This window comes from Bacillus sp. MUM 116 (genome assembly GCF_001866655.1).
GTDB lineage: Bacteria > Bacillota > Bacilli > Bacillales > Cytobacillaceae > Neobacillus.
Map to the genome: position 1 here is coordinate 1 of NZ_MLYR01000014.1, position 17,432 is coordinate 17,432.

Consider the following 17,432-nt stretch of genomic DNA (forward strand, 5'->3'; position numbering starts at 1 on the left):
GTTTTCATAGGAGGCATGAAGACCATATCTCTTTAGGCTCTGGCCGGATTTGGTTTTCATAGAAGGCATGAAGACCATATCTCTTAGGACACCTGATGGAAATGGTCTTCATTAGAGATATGAAGACTAAATCTCTTTATATGCGTGATGAATATGGTCTACATAGGAGACCATTTAGAGTAGGTTCCTTCCTCAAAACATACTCAATCGATAATTTTTTGACAAAAGTTCTAATAATTTTATCCCTGCAACACTGTTACCTTTTTCATCCAATGCTGGACCAAAAATTCCGATTCCAAATTTACCAGGAACAGCCCCCATAATCCCGCCTGAAACACCACTTTTAGCAGGTATGCCAATTTTTATGGCGAATTCTCCGGATGCATTGTACATTCCACAGGTTACCATAAAGGTTTTACAAATTCTCGCTACATCATCCGGCATAATCTTTTTCCCGGTAAAGGGATCCACTCCATCCATGGCAAAAATCATTCCAATCCTTGCTAAATCTAAACAGTTCATTTCAATGGCACACTGTTTTGTGTATAAATCCAGTAATGTCTCTACATCCTCATAAATGATGTTGTGCTGCTTTAAAAAATAACATAATGCCCGATTTAAATCGGCTGTTTCAAATTCGGAACGGGCAACTTTCTCACAATAGCCAATGATAGTGTCTCCGACTAATTCTTGAATAAAGGTTAACAGCCGATTAAAGCGCTCTTCAACGGTATCCCCTTTGATCATATGTGTTACGACAAGTGCCCCGGCGTTGATCATCGGATTGAGAGGTTTGGCAGGTGCCATTGTTTCCAATTTAGCAATTGAATTAAACGGGTCTCCGGTTGGTTCCATTCCAACCCGTTCAAACACATAAGCAGACCCTCTTTCCATTAGAACAAGGGCAAGGCTAATAACCTTTGAGATACTTTGCAATGTGAATTTTTTATCAATATCTCCTGCTGAGGTACATCTCCCGTCAGGATAGTGAATGGCAATGGACAAATCATTTGGATTTGCTTTTCCTAACTCCGGTATATAGTCCGCTACCTTACCGTTTTTTGTACAAGCTTTGGCTTCTTTTACCAAAAGCTTTAATTCTTCATTTTTTTGACATGGCATATACATCACCCATAGTAGTATGAGCGAATAATAAGGCAATTACACTCTATTTCTTTGAATCCTCATTCTGTTTAAAAGCCGTATAGTCCTCAATTCCAGCATCCAATAGTTCCATCAAATTTTCTAAATAAGTATCATCGGACAGTTTCTTGTCCTCCTCGGGGTTTGTCATAAAACCAATTTCCGGTAAAACCCCGGGAACTCGGGACCAATTAAATGCGTTCATATGAATATCTTCGGCCTTTCATGGCTAACTCCTATTCAAATGATTTAAGAAATTCTACGTTCTTTTTCTCTATAGTGGATAAACTGCCATCATATCCCGGATTAGGAATATACCAATCTTGGCTATTAAAATAGATTTGCAGATCCCTTGATTTAAAAATATAGCCATGCCGGGCAAAAATTTCATTTCTGGCTAAGCGCAACTCGCTGTTTGACAACCCTACAATATCTGAATATGTTAAATAAGCGTAGTCACTCTGGGGAAGCAGATAATAGGAATTTCTTGCCGGAACTTCCCGAATGATTTCTTTTACCACTGTTTTCTCTTTTACATCTGGTTTTTCTTTTTCTGGTGGTTGGCTGAATAAAGTGATCTTTTCCGTTGTTTTTGTCCCCGCCAATTTCACAGTATATGTTTTTTCGCTTTTTTTACCTGTTTTTTGAATCCCTTTCACCGTATAGGAGCCTGCTAGAAAAGGACCAAATTCTTTCGTTTCTTCCGATCCATCCAGAATCCCAATTTCACTTTCATTTACATAAACCGCTGTTTCTTCACCATTATGATTAATGGAAATAAAATAACTTGGGGTATCAATAACATATCGATGAAATAGGCCAAACTGATTTCCTTCTTCACGTAAGAAAAATAAATGATTTCCCAATCCTTCATCGAGTAAGGAATTTTCAATTTCCTGCATGATGGATGGTTCCCGGTCAATTAGTGTGAACAAAGCATCCAAACTTTGATTGTTCACTTTCAGGCGAGTATCACCAGGTACAATTAATTCTTTCAACATCGCCTTATCTCTTTTTGCAAGAGCACCTTTAAATTGTTCAATGACCGCTTCGCGGCTAAACTTTTTTGATAATATTTGATAGGTAGTAAATGCACCAATTACTAGTATAACAACAATCAGCATGAAAAATGGCAGCTTTGTTTTGCGGATTTTATTCCTTTTGCACCGTCACCACTGCGATCACCCCTTGTAGGCTGATGAACGAGCACAGCTCCGCATTGTATACAAATATCTTTATCCTCCTCATTCCTAAAACCACATAAATGACAATTTTGCATACAATCCCCTCCCAACAAACTACTTAAGATATATACCAATGGTCCTCCATTTATGTTAGAATCCTAATTAAAAAATCGCCTTCATCTGACTTTTTACTTATTTATCAGTTTTATTTCCATTGGTATTATGCAGGAAGCAAAATGCTAAATCACTCCAACACTATCAGATATTAGAGATAGTTCTTCCAAAACCCATCCATTTTCATTAAGATAGGAAATAATAAAGTAATAAAATAATGAAAGGAAAAAGTCATTCATGTGGAATAAAGTACGTGTTTGGATGGAAAAGAGGTCACCCGCCCAGGTTATTTCAAGTTACTATTTACTGGCCGTAACGATATCCATCCTTTTATTCAGCATTCCGGCCGTCCGAAAACCCGGGGTCAAATTGTCTTTTATAGATACCGTCTTTACAGCGGTAAGTGTGGTCAGTGATACAGGATTAACTGTTTTTAATATTTCCGAAACCTATAGTGTATTCGGATATTTTGTCATTATGCTTGTTCTGCAATTTGGCGGCATTGGCATAATGGCTATCAGCACATTTTTCTGGATTCTGCTCGGCCGTAAAATTGGCTTACGTGAACGCCGCCTAATAATGGTCGACAATAATCAGTTCGCCTTATCGGGACTCGTCATATTAGTGAAGGAAATCATCAAGATGATCCTTCTGATCGAACTGATCGGGGCGCTGATTCTTGGATTATATTTTTTATCCTATTTTCCGACTTGGAAGGAAGCCTTTCTTCATGGTTTGTTTGCATCCGTCAGTGCGACAACCAATGCAGGGATGGATATAACCGGAGAATCCCTATCTCCTTTTTCAGGCGATTATTTTGTCCAATTCATCATTATGATTCAGATCATTCTCGGTGCTATTGGCTTCCCTGTATTAATTGAAATAAAGGAGTTTTTATCGAGAAGAAAAACAAAATCTGGATTTCCTTTTCGCTTTTCCTTATTTACAAAATTGACAACTGTCACATATGGAAGTCTTCTCGTTATTGGGACAATTTTTATTTTTTTTCTTGAATACCAGCAACATTTTAAAAATTTATCGTGGCATGAGAGCTTTTTCTTTTCCTTGTTCCAAGCCACGACGACGAGAAGTGCCGGACTCTCGACAATGGATGTTAACAATTTTTCCATACCAACACTCTTGATTATGTGCGTCTTTATGTTTATTGGCGGCTCCCCAAATTCTGTCGGCGGAGGAATAAGAACGACGACCTTTGCAATCAATATGCTCTTTATTTATCATTTTGCCAGAGGGAATCATGATATTAAAATCTTTAATCGCGAGATTCATCCAGATGATGTCATGAAATCATTTGCCATAACGCTATTAGCTGTTGTCATGTGCTTCTTATCAGTTATTGCTTTAAGCATCTCCGACAGCAAGCATGATTTTATTTCCATCCTTTTCGAAGTTTGTTCTGCCTTCGGAACGGTAGGCCTATCTTTAGGAATTACCCCCGATCTCAGCATTTTTGGAAAATGTGTTCTCATGATTTTAATGTTCATCGGAAGAATCGGTTTAACTTCCTTTTTATTTATTATTGGCGGCAATCAAAAGAAATCCAATTTTAAATACCCTAAAGAAAGAATCATTATTGGCTAATAAGAAAAGCGCCGGAGCTAGACCAATCTCAAAGCAATTTATAAATTCTTATACTATAAAACATCTGTTAACCTCTTCTGAACGTCAAAAGGCAACACCCACTCGGGCGTTGCCTTTTAACACTTATAGAATATTTCCGGTAGAGTTAGATTCAAACCTTTAATTAAACGGTTTCCTCTTTTTTCATTGCTTCTACGTTTACACGCCCTGAAAAAAATACAGCTCCTCCGCCCATATCAGCAGCACGGTCTGGCGTTAAGGAATTGACAAGATGCTTTTTCTCAGGGGCATCTGACCATAGTCCTTGGCTCACGACCACACCAGGAAGGACATAGTCACCGACAACCGCGGTTAATTCACATTCCCCCCGATTGCTCCATATACGGACCCTCTCTCGATCTTCAATCCCCCGGCTTTTGGCATCCTTTGGATGAATAAACAATTTAGCTTCTTTTTCCATGTTTCTATGTTTTTCATTATTCGCAAAAGTCGAGTTTAAGAAGTTATGAGTTGGTGCTGGTACATATTGCAAAGGATAATCCTTCTCTTCCACAAGCGGGATATACGTAGGGAGGGCTGGATAGCCATCCTCTTCCATCTTTTTCGAGTATAATTCAATCTTTCCGCTCGGCGTTGGTAAATTATTAATAAAGTCGTCCATATTCCTTGCTTTAATGAATCGCTTTTCTTTTAGCTGATCAAAAGTAATATCCGGCAAATATGGATTAGATGCACCTCTCAGCGCCTGGTTAATTAATTCCTCATCCGTATCCTTCAAGGCTTGGTCGTCAAACCCCATTCCCTTAGCCAATAATCGGAATACCTCAGTGTTTGATTTGCTTTCTCCATATGGCGGGATCACAGGTTCCTGCAATTGGAGATAGTTATGCCAATAAGAGTTATAAAAATCGGTATTTTCAAAGGAAGACGTTGCCGGAAGGACAATATCTGCGAACATGGCGGTTTCGGTTAGAAATAAGTCATGAACGACTGTAAATAAATCCTCCCTTGCTAACCCTTTTCGCACCTTATTGGACTCCGGTGCCACAATCGCCGGGTTACTGCCATAAACATACAAGGAACGAATTGGGGGATAGCTTTCTAGTAATGCTTTACCAATTTGATTCATATTAATTGTACGCGTATTCGTTTTGAGCAGATCGGGCCGCTGCAGTGCATTTTTATTAAAAGAGAGAAAATCACCATTGCCTCTGACGGCCCCACCACCTTTCACTAACCACTGTCCTGCTAAAGCAGGTAAGCAGCCAATGGTACGTGCATTCATCCCACCGTTATCGTGATGCTGCAGACCGTTGCCAATGCGAATCATAGAAGGAGAAATCGTTCCGTACATTCTCGCTAATTGATAAAGGTCTTCGACAGGAACACCGGTGATGTCAGAAACCATTTGTGGATGATATTGCTCGAGATGGTCTTCTAACTCCTGATACCCAATGGTGTATTCTTCTAAAAATGGCCGGTTGACTAAATTTTCTTTGTAAAGGATATGCATGATTCCTAGAGCCAGTGCCGCATCCGTACCTGGAAGAATCGGAATAAACCAATCTGCCAATCGTCCCGTTTGATTTTTATGAACGTCAATCACGATGATTTTCGCGCCTTTTTTTCTGGCCTTCTGGGCTATCGTCATTTGATGCATATTGGTGCTAACAGCATTTATTCCCCACAGGATAAATAATTTGGTCTCTTCCATATCTGCCGGGTCTGTCCCGTAACTCCCGCCCATCGTATAGTCATAGCCAATCGTTCCTGCGACGGAACAAATGGTCCTGTCTAACTGGCTTGAACCGAGGCGGTTAAAGAAACGCCGGTCCATTCCCTCTGCAGAAAGGTTTCCCATATTCCCGTAAAAACTATATGGAAGAATGGATTCTGGTCCTTCTTCTTTTATAAGTGTTTTCCATTGGTTTGTGATTGTAGCGATCGCTTCTTCCCAGCTAATAGGGGCAAATTTCCCTTCCCCTTTTTGCCCTACACGTTTTAAAGGAGTTTGCACTCTTTTGCTGTCGTATAAGCGTTCCGCCATATTCCGAACCTTGTTGCAAATATTCCCTTTTGTAATCGGGTGTTCCGGATCACCTTCTATTTTAACTATTTTCCCGTCCTGTTTATGGACAAGCAGCCCGCATTGATCGGGGCAATCTAGCGAACAGACAGAAGGGACAACACCGTTTTTAACCGTAATATATGACTGCATCATTCGTATCCCCTTCATCTTTTATAAGTATATTGAAAAATTATATCACAAAATAGGAACCTTTTTTTAGCGTTAAAAGAGTATTGAGACGATTCCTACTTTTCGCTATATTTAGTATATTGAATATAACATAATATTTTCATAGTTTTTTAACATTGTAAACTTAATAATCAATTTATGTTTCTACCTAGAGTGGTGGAGAGACTGGTGTTGGAACTTTGATTATTTAATTAAAATGGATAACCTATAAACAGTGCATCATTCCCTCAGCTTCATCCCATTTTACTGTAAAACCTTGCCCTTTTGAACAAAAGATAGAAGAGGAAGTATATTCCGGATCCGCACTTTTGTCATAGCCAATACGTTCGATTACCGCTTTCTCATTATGACAGCGATAATAGCCAGCAAAGGTTAGGCTAATCCGCCCTTTCCCTTGTGTAAAAGAAGCTAGTTCCTGACTGTAGGTCATAAAGGTTGCTACAGGAACAATTCCAGTTAATATCGCTTTGTCTAACTCTGTCATCGGGGAATCAAAACGGCCATGTGCCGCCTGCACATCTGATAAGACGCGGCCCATTTGATCGATAGCTACGATTATTTTAAAATGATAATAGGGTTCCAACAGAATGTTATTTGCCTTTTCCAATCCCTGTCTCAATGCACGGTATACGGCTTCCCGAAAATCTCCGCCATGCGTATGCTTATTGTGTGCCCTTCCCGTTACTAGCGTTACCTTTACATCGGTAAGCGGTGAGCCGGTGAGGAGGCCATGATGTCCCCGTTCAAAGAGATGCTGTCCAACCAGGTTTTGCAGGCCAATCGCTAATTCATCGGTATGGCATCTGCTTTCAAATTGAATACCGCTATTTTGCTTCCCAGACTCGATTTTTAAATGAACTTCCGCATAATGCCTTAGCGGCTCGAAATGTCCGTACCCCATTACTTCGTTTTCAATCGTTTCCTTATAAAGGATCTCCGGCTGTTCAAATGCAATCTTTAATTGAAATCTTTCAAAAACAATTTGCTCCAGTACTTCTAATTGAATGGCTCCCATTACATGTAGATGAATTTCCTGCAGTTGCTCCTCCCACGTTACGTGGAGAGAAGGGTCCTCGGCATCGAGCATTAAAAAATATTTTAAAACTTCTTTTGGATTCACCCCTGGCTCGAATACCACCTTGGATCTTAGTGTTGGAACCATATCATATACCGCTTTTTCCTCTAGGGCACCGACCCCGTCGCCAACAGAAGAATTGGTAAGACCGGTAACGGCAAACAGCTCCCCTGCACCCACTTGGTCTATTTGTCTATATTGGCGGCCATTATACGTTCGGATTTGCGTTATTTTTTCAACCTCTTCATTTCCATAAACAATCTCATCCCGCACCTTTAACGTACCGCTTAACCCTTTTATAAAAGTGACTCTTGTACCCGTATCATCATAACGAATTTTATAGACCCTTCCGGAAAAAGGTTGGCTGCTATTAAAATCTGTAACCGTCAGTAAATCAAACTTTTCAAGAAAGCTTTTCACTCCGATATCCTGCAGCGCCGACCCGCTTGCACTAGGATAAATTTGCGAAGCTTGAATCATCGATTGCATTTTTTTGAGCCATAAATCCGGGTCATATCCCTTTTCCATATAATGCTCGAGAACCTCTTCGTCCCGTTCCGCGATAAATTCAATCAATTCTTCTGACATCATTTCATCTGTGAAGGTGGTTGAAATATCGCAAATATCCTTCGAAAAATTGCTTCGAATCTCATCCAATACCCCATCAACATTTGCCCCGGTACGATCGATTTTATTGATAAATAAGAAGGTTGGCACATGGTGTTTGTTTAATAGATTCCAAACCGTTTCCGTATGACCCTCAATTCCTTCTACAGCACTAATCAAGATAATCGCAAAGTCCATCACTTGGATGGCCCGCTCCATTTCCGGTGAAAAATCCACGTGTCCCGGGGTATCAATCAGATAATAGGTAGAGTTTTGGTATTCAAACCTCCCTTGGTCTGCAAAAACAGTGATGCCTCGCTGCTTTTCAATTTCATGACTATCAAGAAAGGCGTCTTGATGGTCTACTCTCCCTAATTTTTTAATGCTCTTTGTATGAAAAAGCAGCTGCTCAGAAAAAGTAGTTTTTCCAGCATCCACATGTGCTAAAATTCCAATAGTTTTGTTCATATTCATAGGTACTCCTATTCTTTCGCTACAGTTTTCATCATAACCATTATATCAGGATTATCATGGCTTCACTTGTAACCTAACATCAATTTGTTTTTTATATTGCTAGATTAAATATAGCTAATCTTAAACAAAGAGCATGATTGTTTTTATAAAATACTTTCACATGAAGAAGTAAATAATAACCATTCAAGATGGTGATACGTTATACTAAAACAAAATGATTAAGACAGTAGGTGTATAGTATGGAGGATGTATTGGAGATTGTTGTTCGTTCAACAGAAATTGATGTTAACGGTCATGTGAATAATGCAAAATATTTGGAATACCTTGAGTGGGGACGCGAAGGCTGGTACGAAAAGGCAGATCTCCCTTACGACAAATTTCTTAACATGGGCATCCAAACCGTCACCGTAAACATCAATATTAATTACCGGAAAGAATGCAGGCAGAATGATCAGCTTTCGATTATAACTCGGCCGGAAAAAGTAGGACGAAACAGTTACGTACTTTTGCAGGAGATTTTTAATCAACATGGCGTCAAGTGTGCGGATGCACTAATTACTTGTGTAGCGATGGATGCTGAGACGAGAAAAAGTCGTGAAGTTCCTGATGAATTGCGGGCTTTATTTAATTAGGATGGCACAGCCATCGTAAGCCGAAATTTTTCAATTAGGCTGGAGGAAATCATGTTTTTTTAGAATATAAAAGCTGGTTCTAGAAGGTCGCGAAATGACGACTTTATAGAACCAGCTTTTTCTAACACCCTTCATGTTATTAGGAAGTTTTAATTGACCATTAGAATTTAATTGACTAGTTTAAAATTCACCTAGTAAACTAGCTTGAATGGCAGCAAACGCCGATCCCCATAAGAAAATAGCGATCCCCGTATTAAAAATGCTTTACGAATACAGCCTAATTCATTTATAAAACCTCATAAGAATTTACTCCAAAATTTTTTGGGCAATGCCTACAAAATAATCGACTCCATATTGCAATGCTGCCTCATCGATTTTAAATTTGGGGTGATGAAGTGGATATGCTTCACCAAAATCTTCACGATGAACACCAATAAATTGCATGGAGGAAGGAACATTTCGAGCAATGGCTGAAAAATCTTCTCCACCAAATAAAGGTTCCTCAACATGGATTACATTTTCCTTTCCAAAAAGGCCTTCTGCAACGTCTCTCGTAATACGAACAGCCTCTTCATCATTTACCACACTTTCATAGCCTTCATGCCAAACGATTTCATAATGAGCACCGTGTGCCTCTGTAATCCCTTTAACAATTTGGTTGACAAAATTTTTAGCTTTTCTTCGAATGGCAGGGTCGATGGCACGAATGGTTCCACCAAGTTCTGCTGTTTCTGGAATAATATTGAGTGCGCTCCCCCCATGAAATTGCGTAATTGAAATAACCGGTGAATGTAAGGCTGGTAATTTTCTAGAGACAATATGTTGGAGGTTGGACGCAATTTCTACCCCCACCGCAATCGGGTCAACGGTTAATTCAGGTGTTGATGCATGTCCCCCAAAACCAATGACCTTAATCTCAAAATCATCATTCGATGCACAAAGCACACCTTCCCTCATGCAGATAGAGCCGGAACGTTCATATGGTGTAACATGAAGAGCAAAGGCATAATCAACACCATCCACCACTCCTTTTTCAACAAGCTCAATTGCTCCTCCCGGCGGCATTTCCTCAGCATGTTGGAAAATAAATCGTATTTCACCGCTGATTTCCTCTCTCTTTTCGGAAAGAGTCTTTGCTGCCCCTAAAAGCATGGCAGTATGGGCATCATGTCCACACGCATGCATGACTCCCGGATTCTTTGACCGAAATTCTATATCCGCTTCCTCTTGAATAGGAAGTGCATCCATATCTGCGCGAAAGGCAATGGTCAGCGGTTTTTCACTCGATTGTTTTCCGCCTTTTAGCACTCCTAAAACACTTGTTTTCGTTGGTCTTGTTACTTGGAATCCTGAAAGGTCCTTCAAAAGATTATAAACGTATTCCGATGTTTGAACTTCCTGGAAAGAAAGTTCTGGATTTTCGTGTAAATGCCTTCTCCATGTAATCACTTCATCTTTTATCGTCATTTGTTTGGTCGTCACTTAACCTCACTCCTTTGCTTTTTTTAACTTAGTTTTATTTAAGAATTAGCTTCCACATTTTCAAGTTGATTTTCTGAAACCTTTTTTACTCTTGTTACGACGCTAACTGCTAACGTAACAAGCAGGTTAACCACCACCGCTAAGATTCCGCTATCAAGGTCCTTAATGGCTTGCGGCCAGTGAGGAAATAATGTCGCAATAGTAGAATTGGTAATGGTCATGATCGCAACTGTTAAGACACCCGCGATGATTCCCGCAAAGGCCCCTGGCAATGTAATCGGGTTCTTCTTCCACAAGCTGAAAAACAAGGCTGGAAACAGCTGGGCTACAAATCCATAGGCCATGATTAATAACATGATAATCATATTCCCGCCTTTAAATGTAAAGTAAACTGATAAAAGTGCAAGGATTGGCACAGCCGTGCGGGCGATACGTGCAATCTGGTTATCCGTTGTATCCGGTTTCAAAACTTTTACTACATTTTTTGCCAGTAGTGTAGAGGCCGTCATTAATAGCATTGAACATGGCACAAGTGCTGTTAATAATCCAGTTCCCCCGATGATTCCGATAAACCATGGGCTAAATGACTTTTTTGCCACTTCAAATAAGGCTAGGTCTGGGTCCTTTAATCCCGGAACTACTAGAACGGCGGCAAAGCCAATAAATAGAACTAAAATGAGGACAATTTGATAAAGTGTGCTTAAAGCTGAATTACGCCGTAAAATCTGTGCATTTTTGGATGAAAGGCTAGCTGCAAACAAATGTGGCCAAACAGATGCACCAAGGGCAAAAAGAATGCTTGTTGAAATATACCAGGAATAACTATAACCGGATTTAGGAAGCGTTAAAAAGTCAGGTTTAACGGCATTAATTTTTTCAAACATAGGCGTAAATCCGCCATAATAATGATAGGGTAAGTAAATAGACATAATTAAGATGACAACAAGCATCATGATATCCTTTACAACCGCTGTCCAAGCAGAACCATGGATCCCTGAAATCGTTACATAGATTGAAACAGAAATCGCTCCAATCCAGATGGCAACCGCAGGTGAGATCATTCCATAAGAGGCCTCGGAAACAATAATTCCTAACCCTTTAAATTGCAAAACAAGGTATGGAATAAGAGAAATAATTCCTACAATAGCTGTAAGAACACCTAGTTTTGTGCTTTTATACTTACTGACAAAGAAATCTGCTTGGGTCAAAATATTATTCTTCTTTGCATACTTCCAAATTGGAGGCAGGAACCAATACGCGACTATATAGCATATTGCACTAAATACATAGATCATTGGCCCGCCAAGCCCATATGCTCCACCGCTTCCACCGAGGAAGGTGTATGTAGTAAAGTTTTCGCCGGCCATTAACAGGAACACAAAAATCGTTCCAAACCCTCGGCCTCCTATGGCCCACTGATCTAGATTCATTTCTTTTCCTTTTGTTGACCGGATTCCAAGGTAAATGGATAAAATGAGGAAAACTAAAATAATGAGAAGTGAAATATTCATGCTTCCTCACCATCCTCTTCTATGGGGTAAAGTAAATTACTAATCCCCATACATACAGCGGATAGAACAAGCCATAAAGCAGCCCAAAAAAGGACGAAGGGCATTCCTAAGACATATGGCTCCACCTTATTAATGACGGTCAGTGAGCCAATAAAAGGAATAATCGACAACAAAATGCATATTTTCTTCATAAATAACCCCCTCAAAATGTTAAAAATTTTCTACCTTATCATTCTTTTGTTACTTCTAATCGTGAAAAGGTTTTCAAAAAATTGTGAACGTATTTAATTCATCCTTTATAACAATTTGTTCGACTGCCTTCTAACCTCCCTTATTTATATCTTTTATTTCAAACTATTATTATTTTTCTGTATAATCAGTATAGTAAATGGGGTTAACACTATGGCAACTGTAAATTTTGATGGGTTTGTGATAAAAAAATGGAGTTACTCCATTTTTTCTTAATGAAGCAGGGGGAATCGTATGAAAATTGGAGAGTTTGCAAAAAAATTCCATGTTTCAATTGATACGGTACGCTTTTATATTGAAAAGGGACTCTTGATTCCTGAAAAAGTAAACACACAATATAGGTTGAATACTATCTGTCTTGAGGATATGTCACTGATTAATGAACTAAAGCAATATCATTTTTCCTTGAATGAAATTCACAAAATCTTATCTCTTAAACGATTAACGAACAATAGAGATAAGGAAGATATGAGCTATTTTACAAACTTGCTCATTGAAAAGAAAAGGCAGTTAATCAAGGAGAAGGAACAAATTTCGAATGCTATTCAATCCATCGATGCAAAGGTTAATAAGAAGACAATAGAGAATGTTGAACAAAACCATCAAACAACAGGTGTTCCATTATTTTTTATGCCGATCCTTTCTTGTCCGAATTGTCAAAGTGAATTGAGTTTACAAAATGCTTCTATCCTGGGACAACATATCTTTGAAGGCAATCTATCTTGTGGCTGCGGCTATCAGGCGGAAATCAAAGAAGGAATCCTGATTACGGGTAATCTTCAATCGTCGCCCTTTAAATATTCCATCTATGATATTGATGTCGCGAAATGGAATCCTGATTTTATAAGTTTACTAGAGAAGAATAAATTATGGATGTATAACAAATTATTAAAACAACAAATGGAAAATAAAATTGTACTAGAAACAAATCTTGAAATCTCGATGATGTTACCCAAATATCTCTCTACACTTTCGAAAAATACATCCTATATTTTTACATGCTACTCCTTTGAAATGCTTAAAACCTTTAAGAAAAACATTGAAAAACTTCACACGCATTTACCGGTTTTATATATCGTTAATAGTGATTTACATTTACCGTTAGCACATCAATCTATTGATATTTTCATCGATAGTATGTCCTTTTCTCAGTATTCGTTAATATATAAGGAATCACCGATACAGATTTTAATACGGTATCTAAAAAATAATTCCTGCATAATCGGGAATACCATTTTTTATGAGGCAAATTCAAAGTCATTGACGAATATTCAATCCATCTATCCGGCACCAAACCCAAATGCATTCCAACCAAATTTTTTGGAAGCAGAATTGCAAAAACATCATCTAAAGTTCACCAGTAAGGAAATAGCAGGCTTTACGAAAAATCCCGGTAGTTATTTCACTTATCATGATGAAAATGAAAAAATGAACTTATTGGCGTACAGTGCAGCTTTTTTGATTTCCAAATAGAATAAATCCTCTCCAAATAGGTAGATGAAAAAAATTTACTTTTTTAATCAAACCGGATTCCTATTTCCTTCGTTTCCTTTTATTGAAAAAGAAACGTTTTAAGGAGGAGAAGTAAAACATGAAAAAATGGAGTTGGTTATTTACATTTTTATTGGCGGGCATACTACTTGTTGGCTGCAGTACTCAAAAAAATAACATGAATACGGAAGGAACCAATCAAGCAAAAGATGCTTCAACTAAGCCTGTCACAGCATTGAAATTGATGGAGAATGAAAAAACAGGAAAATATCTTGCAGATGAAGAAGGCAGAACCCTTTACTACTTTGCAAAAGATAAAATAAATAAAACAAACTGTAAAGGCGAATGTCTTGAAAATTGGCCTCCCTACTATTCAAAAAACTTCGAGGTTCCGAAAGGCTTTAACAAAAAAGACTTTGGTACTATAATTCGCGATGATACAGGTGAAAAACAAACAACTTATAAAGGATATCCACTTTACTACTTTAAAAAAGATAAAACCTCCGGTGAAGTAAATGGACAAGGGGTTAAAGGTGTTTGGTTTATTGTAAATAGTGAAACAAAATTTACACCTTAATACAAGTTTTAAAGAACTGGCCTTTATTGGCGGTTCTTTTTTTCTCTCCACTTTACTTGTTCATACTTTATACTATAGTAAATTGAAATTTTTATTAAGGGAGAGTATGGAGGATTGAAATCTAAAACAGATGAAGAACTGATTGAATTAATTGTCCAGAATAATCGCTCTGCACTTGAAGAGTTGTATGACCGTTATGTAAAACTTGTCTATAGTTTTTCCTTTAAAATGACAAATGGAGACCCTGAGGAAACAAAAGAAATTGTTCAACAGGTTTTTTTTCGGCTTTGGTCAACAAAAAGTACATACAACCCGGCACAAGGGAAATTTGCTAATTGGCTTCTCACCATCACCCGCAACATCGCAATCGATTTCATTCGTAAAAAGAACAAATATTCGGGAACGGTACTTTTGGAGCATCACGAATGGCAGCAAATCCATGACCAACAAACAGAGGAAATACCGCATCAGGTCTCTAGAAATCTATTGAAACAGCAAATTCAAGAAGCGAAAAAGAACCTATCCGAACCGCAGCAGCGTCTAATCAACTTATTATACTGGGGTGGTTATTCTTTAAGGGAAATCGCGGAACTTGAACAACAGCCCCTTGGTACAATTAAAAGCCGGCTACATCAAACCTTAAAAAAACTGCGATATTCTTTTGAAAAAGAAACAGGAGGGGTTCGTCATGGAAAATAAATGCGAAATCCTGTCTTTATATATCACCAACGAGCTGGATGAACATGAAAAAAATCAATTTGAGCACCATCTTAAAACATGTATCCACTGCCAATATGAGATAGATTCCTTACAAAACGCATGGCAGACGCTGGCATACGATTTAGAAGAAACAGATGTTCCTGAGTCGCTGAAAACGGATGTCATGGATTTTATTTTTAAAGAAAATAATGAATTACCTGTAAAAAAACAGCATTTTCTGGAAAGATTAAAGCTTATTTTGGCTAAACAATTTTCACCATTAACAGCAGGAATTACTTTTATTTTAATTATCATGCTCATTGGGCTATCGTGGAATAATAATCAATTAAAAAGCACCATTTCGGCATTGGAAAACAAAGAAGTTTCTCCTGATCAGGTTGTTAAAATATACAATTTAAAAGGGGAGGATTTAGCCTCTTCAGCCAATGGGATTGCCTATCTTCTCCAAAAAGGCCACGAAACTAACCTTGTTATTACCTTAAACAGCATGCCCCAAACTAACGGTAAAGAGGTATACCAGGTTTGGCTGTTGAAGAATGGCATTCGCCAAAATGCCGGCACTTTAAAGCCTGATCAGAACGGAAATGGCTTACTTTCCTACCGTCTGCCAAAGGATTATTTATTTGATGGGATTGGGATTACTTTAGAACAAACCCCTAATCATACCCAACCAAAAGGCCAAAAAGTAATGGGGACCTCCTAGCCTTAAAGAATATATGGATTAAGTAGTACTTTTGTTTTATTTTCGGAAAATCAGCAAACCGATACCTCCTATTTATCGTTTTTTAAATTGATCGAATAAAAGGGGGTATTTTTATCATGCAAAAAAGACCATTAATATTTTTTTCCATGCTTGTTCTTAGTATCTTACTTCTATTGGGCCTTAGTGCGTGTAATGGGGAGCAAAACAGTCAAAATGACAATAATAAGAAGAAAGATGCAACCGTTACTGTTAATAAGAATTTGAATGCAAAAAATGTACAATCCCCACCTGTATTTGTAAACAATCGGGATTCTAACACCGTTCAAATTATTGATTCTGCCACACGTAATATAATCAAGAGGGTTAAGGTAGGGAAACACCCTACATACGTTCAAGTAACCCCTGATGGAAACTATGCATATGTGGTTAACAGCGGTTCAGCAGATGTTTCTATCATTAATACCAAATCATATGAGGTTGTGAAAAACATTCCGGTAGGAAAATCACCAAAAGGAGTGAATTTTACAACAGATGGAAAATTTGCCTATGTTATAAATGAAGGAGAGGATTCCGTAACGGTAATTGATGTACCCAAAATGAAGATAATAACGGTGATCAAAACTGGAAGATTCCCACACAATGGAATTTCCAGCCCTGATAGCAGCGAATTTTACGTAACAAATACAGCTTCAAATTCCATTTCCGTTATCGATACAGAAAGTCAATCTGTTACCGACACGATTGAAGGGGTAAAAGACTTTCCGCATAATATTACAATTACTCCCAATGGTAAAACACTTTGGGTAACACTCACGAAGTCAAACGCCATTGGAATCGTAGATGTAAAGACTAGAAAAATGACTGAAACGATTCCGGTTGGAAAAGGTCATCATGTAATCGACTTAACAAATGATGGAAAATTTGCTTATGTCGCGAATATTGGAGATGATACGGTTACCGTTATTGATGCTGAGTCAAAAAAAGTGTTGAAATCCATTCAAGTAGGGAAAGGTCCACATGGAATTGCAATCACACCTGATAATAAAGAGGTTTATATACCAGTAACAGAAGAAAATAAACTTGTTGTAATCGATACTAAAACAAATAAAGCGGTCCAAACGATTAAAACAGATGCTTTCCCATTTTTCACCGCAACAATCGGTAGCCGTGGTACGGCCTATTTTATAAAAAAATCAATGGAAGAAAGACATCATTCACATGAAATGGAATCTGATAAACATGATGACACCCAACCAGAATCGGCAAAAACTCTTGTGATCAGTTCCCCACTTTTAAAAACGGACAAGTCTTATACTTATACGTTCAATAGCATCGGAGAATATGTCATTCACTGTGCGCCCCATCCTTATATGACAATGAAAATCAATGTTAAAGATGGGAAAAAGATGAGGGAGCAAACTGTAGAAATAAAAAACTATACCTATACACCGGAAACACTTGAAATTGCATCTGGCACAAAGGTAAAGTGGATAAATAAGGATACAGTTATGCATAACGTTGTAATTGAAAAATAAATGCGGAGTGTCATACAAATAGTAATCCCTCACCTTGAGACATAATTGCGTTTTTTTCGCTTTAAGCAATACCTACT

The 17,432-nt window shown here is 38.2% G+C and carries 14 protein-coding genes and 1 pseudogene; 7 read left to right on the forward strand and 8 right to left on the reverse strand.

Annotation, left to right across the window (positions count from 1 at the left end):
- Positions 1–192: 192 nt before the first annotated feature.
- The 3 genes and pseudogenes from glsA to BIV60_RS03235 all read right to left on the reverse strand — a co-directional run bounded on the left by glsA (position 193) and on the right by BIV60_RS03235 (position 2,267).
- The gene (glsA, locus tag BIV60_RS03225; RefSeq protein ID WP_071354279.1) at positions 193–1,122 is read right to left on the reverse strand and encodes a glutaminase A; all 930 of its coding nucleotides are present in this window, start codon (positions 1,120–1,122) and stop codon (positions 193–195) included.
- Between the two features lie 46 nt (positions 1,123–1,168).
- Positions 1,169–1,348: pseudogene (locus BIV60_RS03230) on the reverse strand (N-acetylmuramoyl-L-alanine amidase); the annotation flags it as partial.
- 31 nt (positions 1,349–1,379) lie between these two features.
- Entirely contained in the window at positions 1,380–2,267 is an 888-nt protein-coding gene (locus tag BIV60_RS03235; RefSeq protein ID WP_071354281.1) for a YARHG domain-containing protein, read from the reverse strand.
- A gap of 411 nt (positions 2,268–2,678) precedes the next feature.
- Here BIV60_RS03235 and BIV60_RS03240 point away from each other — a divergent pair, with 411 nt between their 5' ends.
- Positions 2,679–4,043 (forward strand): TrkH family potassium uptake protein, encoded by a 1,365-nt coding sequence (locus tag BIV60_RS03240; RefSeq protein ID WP_071354282.1) that lies wholly within the window; start codon positions 2,679–2,681, stop codon positions 4,041–4,043.
- A gap of 163 nt (positions 4,044–4,206) precedes the next feature.
- Here the strand turns inward: BIV60_RS03240 and BIV60_RS03245 are convergent, their stop codons facing one another.
- Both BIV60_RS03245 and BIV60_RS03250 read right to left on the reverse strand, forming a co-directional pair.
- Positions 4,207–6,261 carry a molybdopterin-containing oxidoreductase family protein gene (locus BIV60_RS03245; protein ID WP_071354283.1) on the reverse strand — a complete coding sequence of 685 codons (2,055 nt, stop codon included), beginning with the start codon at positions 6,259–6,261 and terminating at the stop codon, positions 4,207–4,209.
- A 244-nt stretch (positions 6,262–6,505) separates the two neighbouring features.
- On the reverse strand, positions 6,506–8,449 hold the full coding sequence (locus tag BIV60_RS03250) for a GTP-binding protein (protein ID WP_071354284.1): 1,944 nt from the start codon (positions 8,447–8,449) through the stop codon (positions 6,506–6,508).
- 245 nt (positions 8,450–8,694) lie between these two features.
- Here BIV60_RS03250 and BIV60_RS03255 point away from each other — a divergent pair, with 245 nt between their 5' ends.
- Positions 8,695–9,087, forward strand: a complete 393-nt coding sequence (locus tag BIV60_RS03255; protein ID WP_071354285.1) for an acyl-CoA thioesterase — start codon at positions 8,695–8,697, stop codon at positions 9,085–9,087.
- 306 nt (positions 9,088–9,393) lie between these two features.
- Here BIV60_RS03255 and BIV60_RS03260 read toward each other — a convergent pair whose 3' ends face one another.
- From BIV60_RS03260 to BIV60_RS03270, 3 genes are read right to left on the reverse strand one after another with little or no spacing between them, the layout of a single operon-like run.
- On the reverse strand, positions 9,394–10,569 hold the full coding sequence (locus BIV60_RS03260) for a M20 metallopeptidase family protein (RefSeq protein WP_071354286.1): 1,176 nt from the start codon (positions 10,567–10,569) through the stop codon (positions 9,394–9,396).
- Positions 10,570–10,607: 38 nt separating this feature from the next.
- Entirely contained in the window at positions 10,608–12,080 is a 1,473-nt protein-coding gene (locus tag BIV60_RS03265; protein WP_071354287.1) for a sodium:solute symporter family protein, read from the reverse strand.
- A complete protein-coding gene (locus BIV60_RS03270; protein WP_071354288.1) occupies positions 12,077–12,271 on the reverse strand; it encodes a DUF3311 domain-containing protein in 195 nt (64 codons plus the stop codon). Before BIV60_RS03270 ends, BIV60_RS03265 begins: the two co-directional genes overlap by 4 nt.
- A gap of 292 nt (positions 12,272–12,563) precedes the next feature.
- Here BIV60_RS03270 and BIV60_RS03275 point away from each other — a divergent pair, with 292 nt between their 5' ends.
- From BIV60_RS03275 to BIV60_RS03295, 5 genes are all read left to right on the forward strand, one after another.
- On the forward strand, positions 12,564–13,802 hold the full coding sequence (locus BIV60_RS03275) for a MerR family transcriptional regulator (RefSeq protein ID WP_071354289.1): 1,239 nt from the start codon (positions 12,564–12,566) through the stop codon (positions 13,800–13,802).
- A gap of 118 nt (positions 13,803–13,920) precedes the next feature.
- Positions 13,921–14,397, forward strand: coding sequence for a hypothetical protein (locus BIV60_RS03280; RefSeq protein ID WP_071354290.1), 477 nt, complete (start codon positions 13,921–13,923; stop codon positions 14,395–14,397).
- Between the two features lie 114 nt (positions 14,398–14,511).
- Positions 14,512–15,096, forward strand: coding sequence for an RNA polymerase sigma factor (locus BIV60_RS03285; protein WP_071354291.1), 585 nt, complete (start codon positions 14,512–14,514; stop codon positions 15,094–15,096).
- Positions 15,086–15,820 carry an anti-sigma factor gene (locus tag BIV60_RS03290; protein WP_071354292.1) on the forward strand — a complete coding sequence of 245 codons (735 nt, stop codon included), beginning with the start codon at positions 15,086–15,088 and terminating at the stop codon, positions 15,818–15,820. Before BIV60_RS03285 ends, BIV60_RS03290 begins: the two co-directional genes overlap by 11 nt.
- A gap of 116 nt (positions 15,821–15,936) precedes the next feature.
- Positions 15,937–17,355: a YVTN family beta-propeller repeat protein gene (locus BIV60_RS03295; protein ID WP_071354293.1), complete on the forward strand. Its 1,419-nt coding sequence runs from the start codon at positions 15,937–15,939 to the stop codon at positions 17,353–17,355.
- Positions 17,356–17,432 lie beyond the last annotated feature (77 nt).

Excerpts from the sequence above, each read along its gene's own strand:
- glsA (WP_071354279.1), bottom strand. The coding sequence starts at position 1,122 with ATGCCATGTCAAAAAAATGAAGAATTAAAGCTTTTGGTAAAAGAAGCC.
- BIV60_RS03235 (WP_071354281.1), bottom strand. The coding sequence starts at position 2,267 with ATGCTGATTGTTGTTATACTAGTAATTGGTGCATTTACTACCTATCAA.
- BIV60_RS03240 (WP_071354282.1), top strand. The coding sequence starts at position 2,679 with ATGTGGAATAAAGTACGTGTTTGGATGGAAAAGAGGTCACCCGCCCAG.
- BIV60_RS03245 (WP_071354283.1), bottom strand. The coding sequence starts at position 6,261 with ATGCAGTCATATATTACGGTTAAAAACGGTGTTGTCCCTTCTGTCTGT.
- BIV60_RS03250 (WP_071354284.1), bottom strand. The coding sequence starts at position 8,449 with ATGAACAAAACTATTGGAATTTTAGCACATGTGGATGCTGGAAAAACT.
- BIV60_RS03255 (WP_071354285.1), top strand. The coding sequence starts at position 8,695 with ATGGAGGATGTATTGGAGATTGTTGTTCGTTCAACAGAAATTGATGTT.
- BIV60_RS03265 (WP_071354287.1), bottom strand. The coding sequence starts at position 12,080 with ATGAATATTTCACTTCTCATTATTTTAGTTTTCCTCATTTTATCCATT.
- BIV60_RS03270 (WP_071354288.1), bottom strand. The coding sequence starts at position 12,271 with ATGAAGAAAATATGCATTTTGTTGTCGATTATTCCTTTTATTGGCTCA.
- BIV60_RS03275 (WP_071354289.1), top strand. The coding sequence starts at position 12,564 with ATGAAAATTGGAGAGTTTGCAAAAAAATTCCATGTTTCAATTGATACG.
- BIV60_RS03280 (WP_071354290.1), top strand. The coding sequence starts at position 13,921 with ATGAAAAAATGGAGTTGGTTATTTACATTTTTATTGGCGGGCATACTA.
- BIV60_RS03290 (WP_071354292.1), top strand. The coding sequence starts at position 15,086 with ATGGAAAATAAATGCGAAATCCTGTCTTTATATATCACCAACGAGCTG.
- BIV60_RS03295 (WP_071354293.1), top strand. The coding sequence starts at position 15,937 with ATGCAAAAAAGACCATTAATATTTTTTTCCATGCTTGTTCTTAGTATC.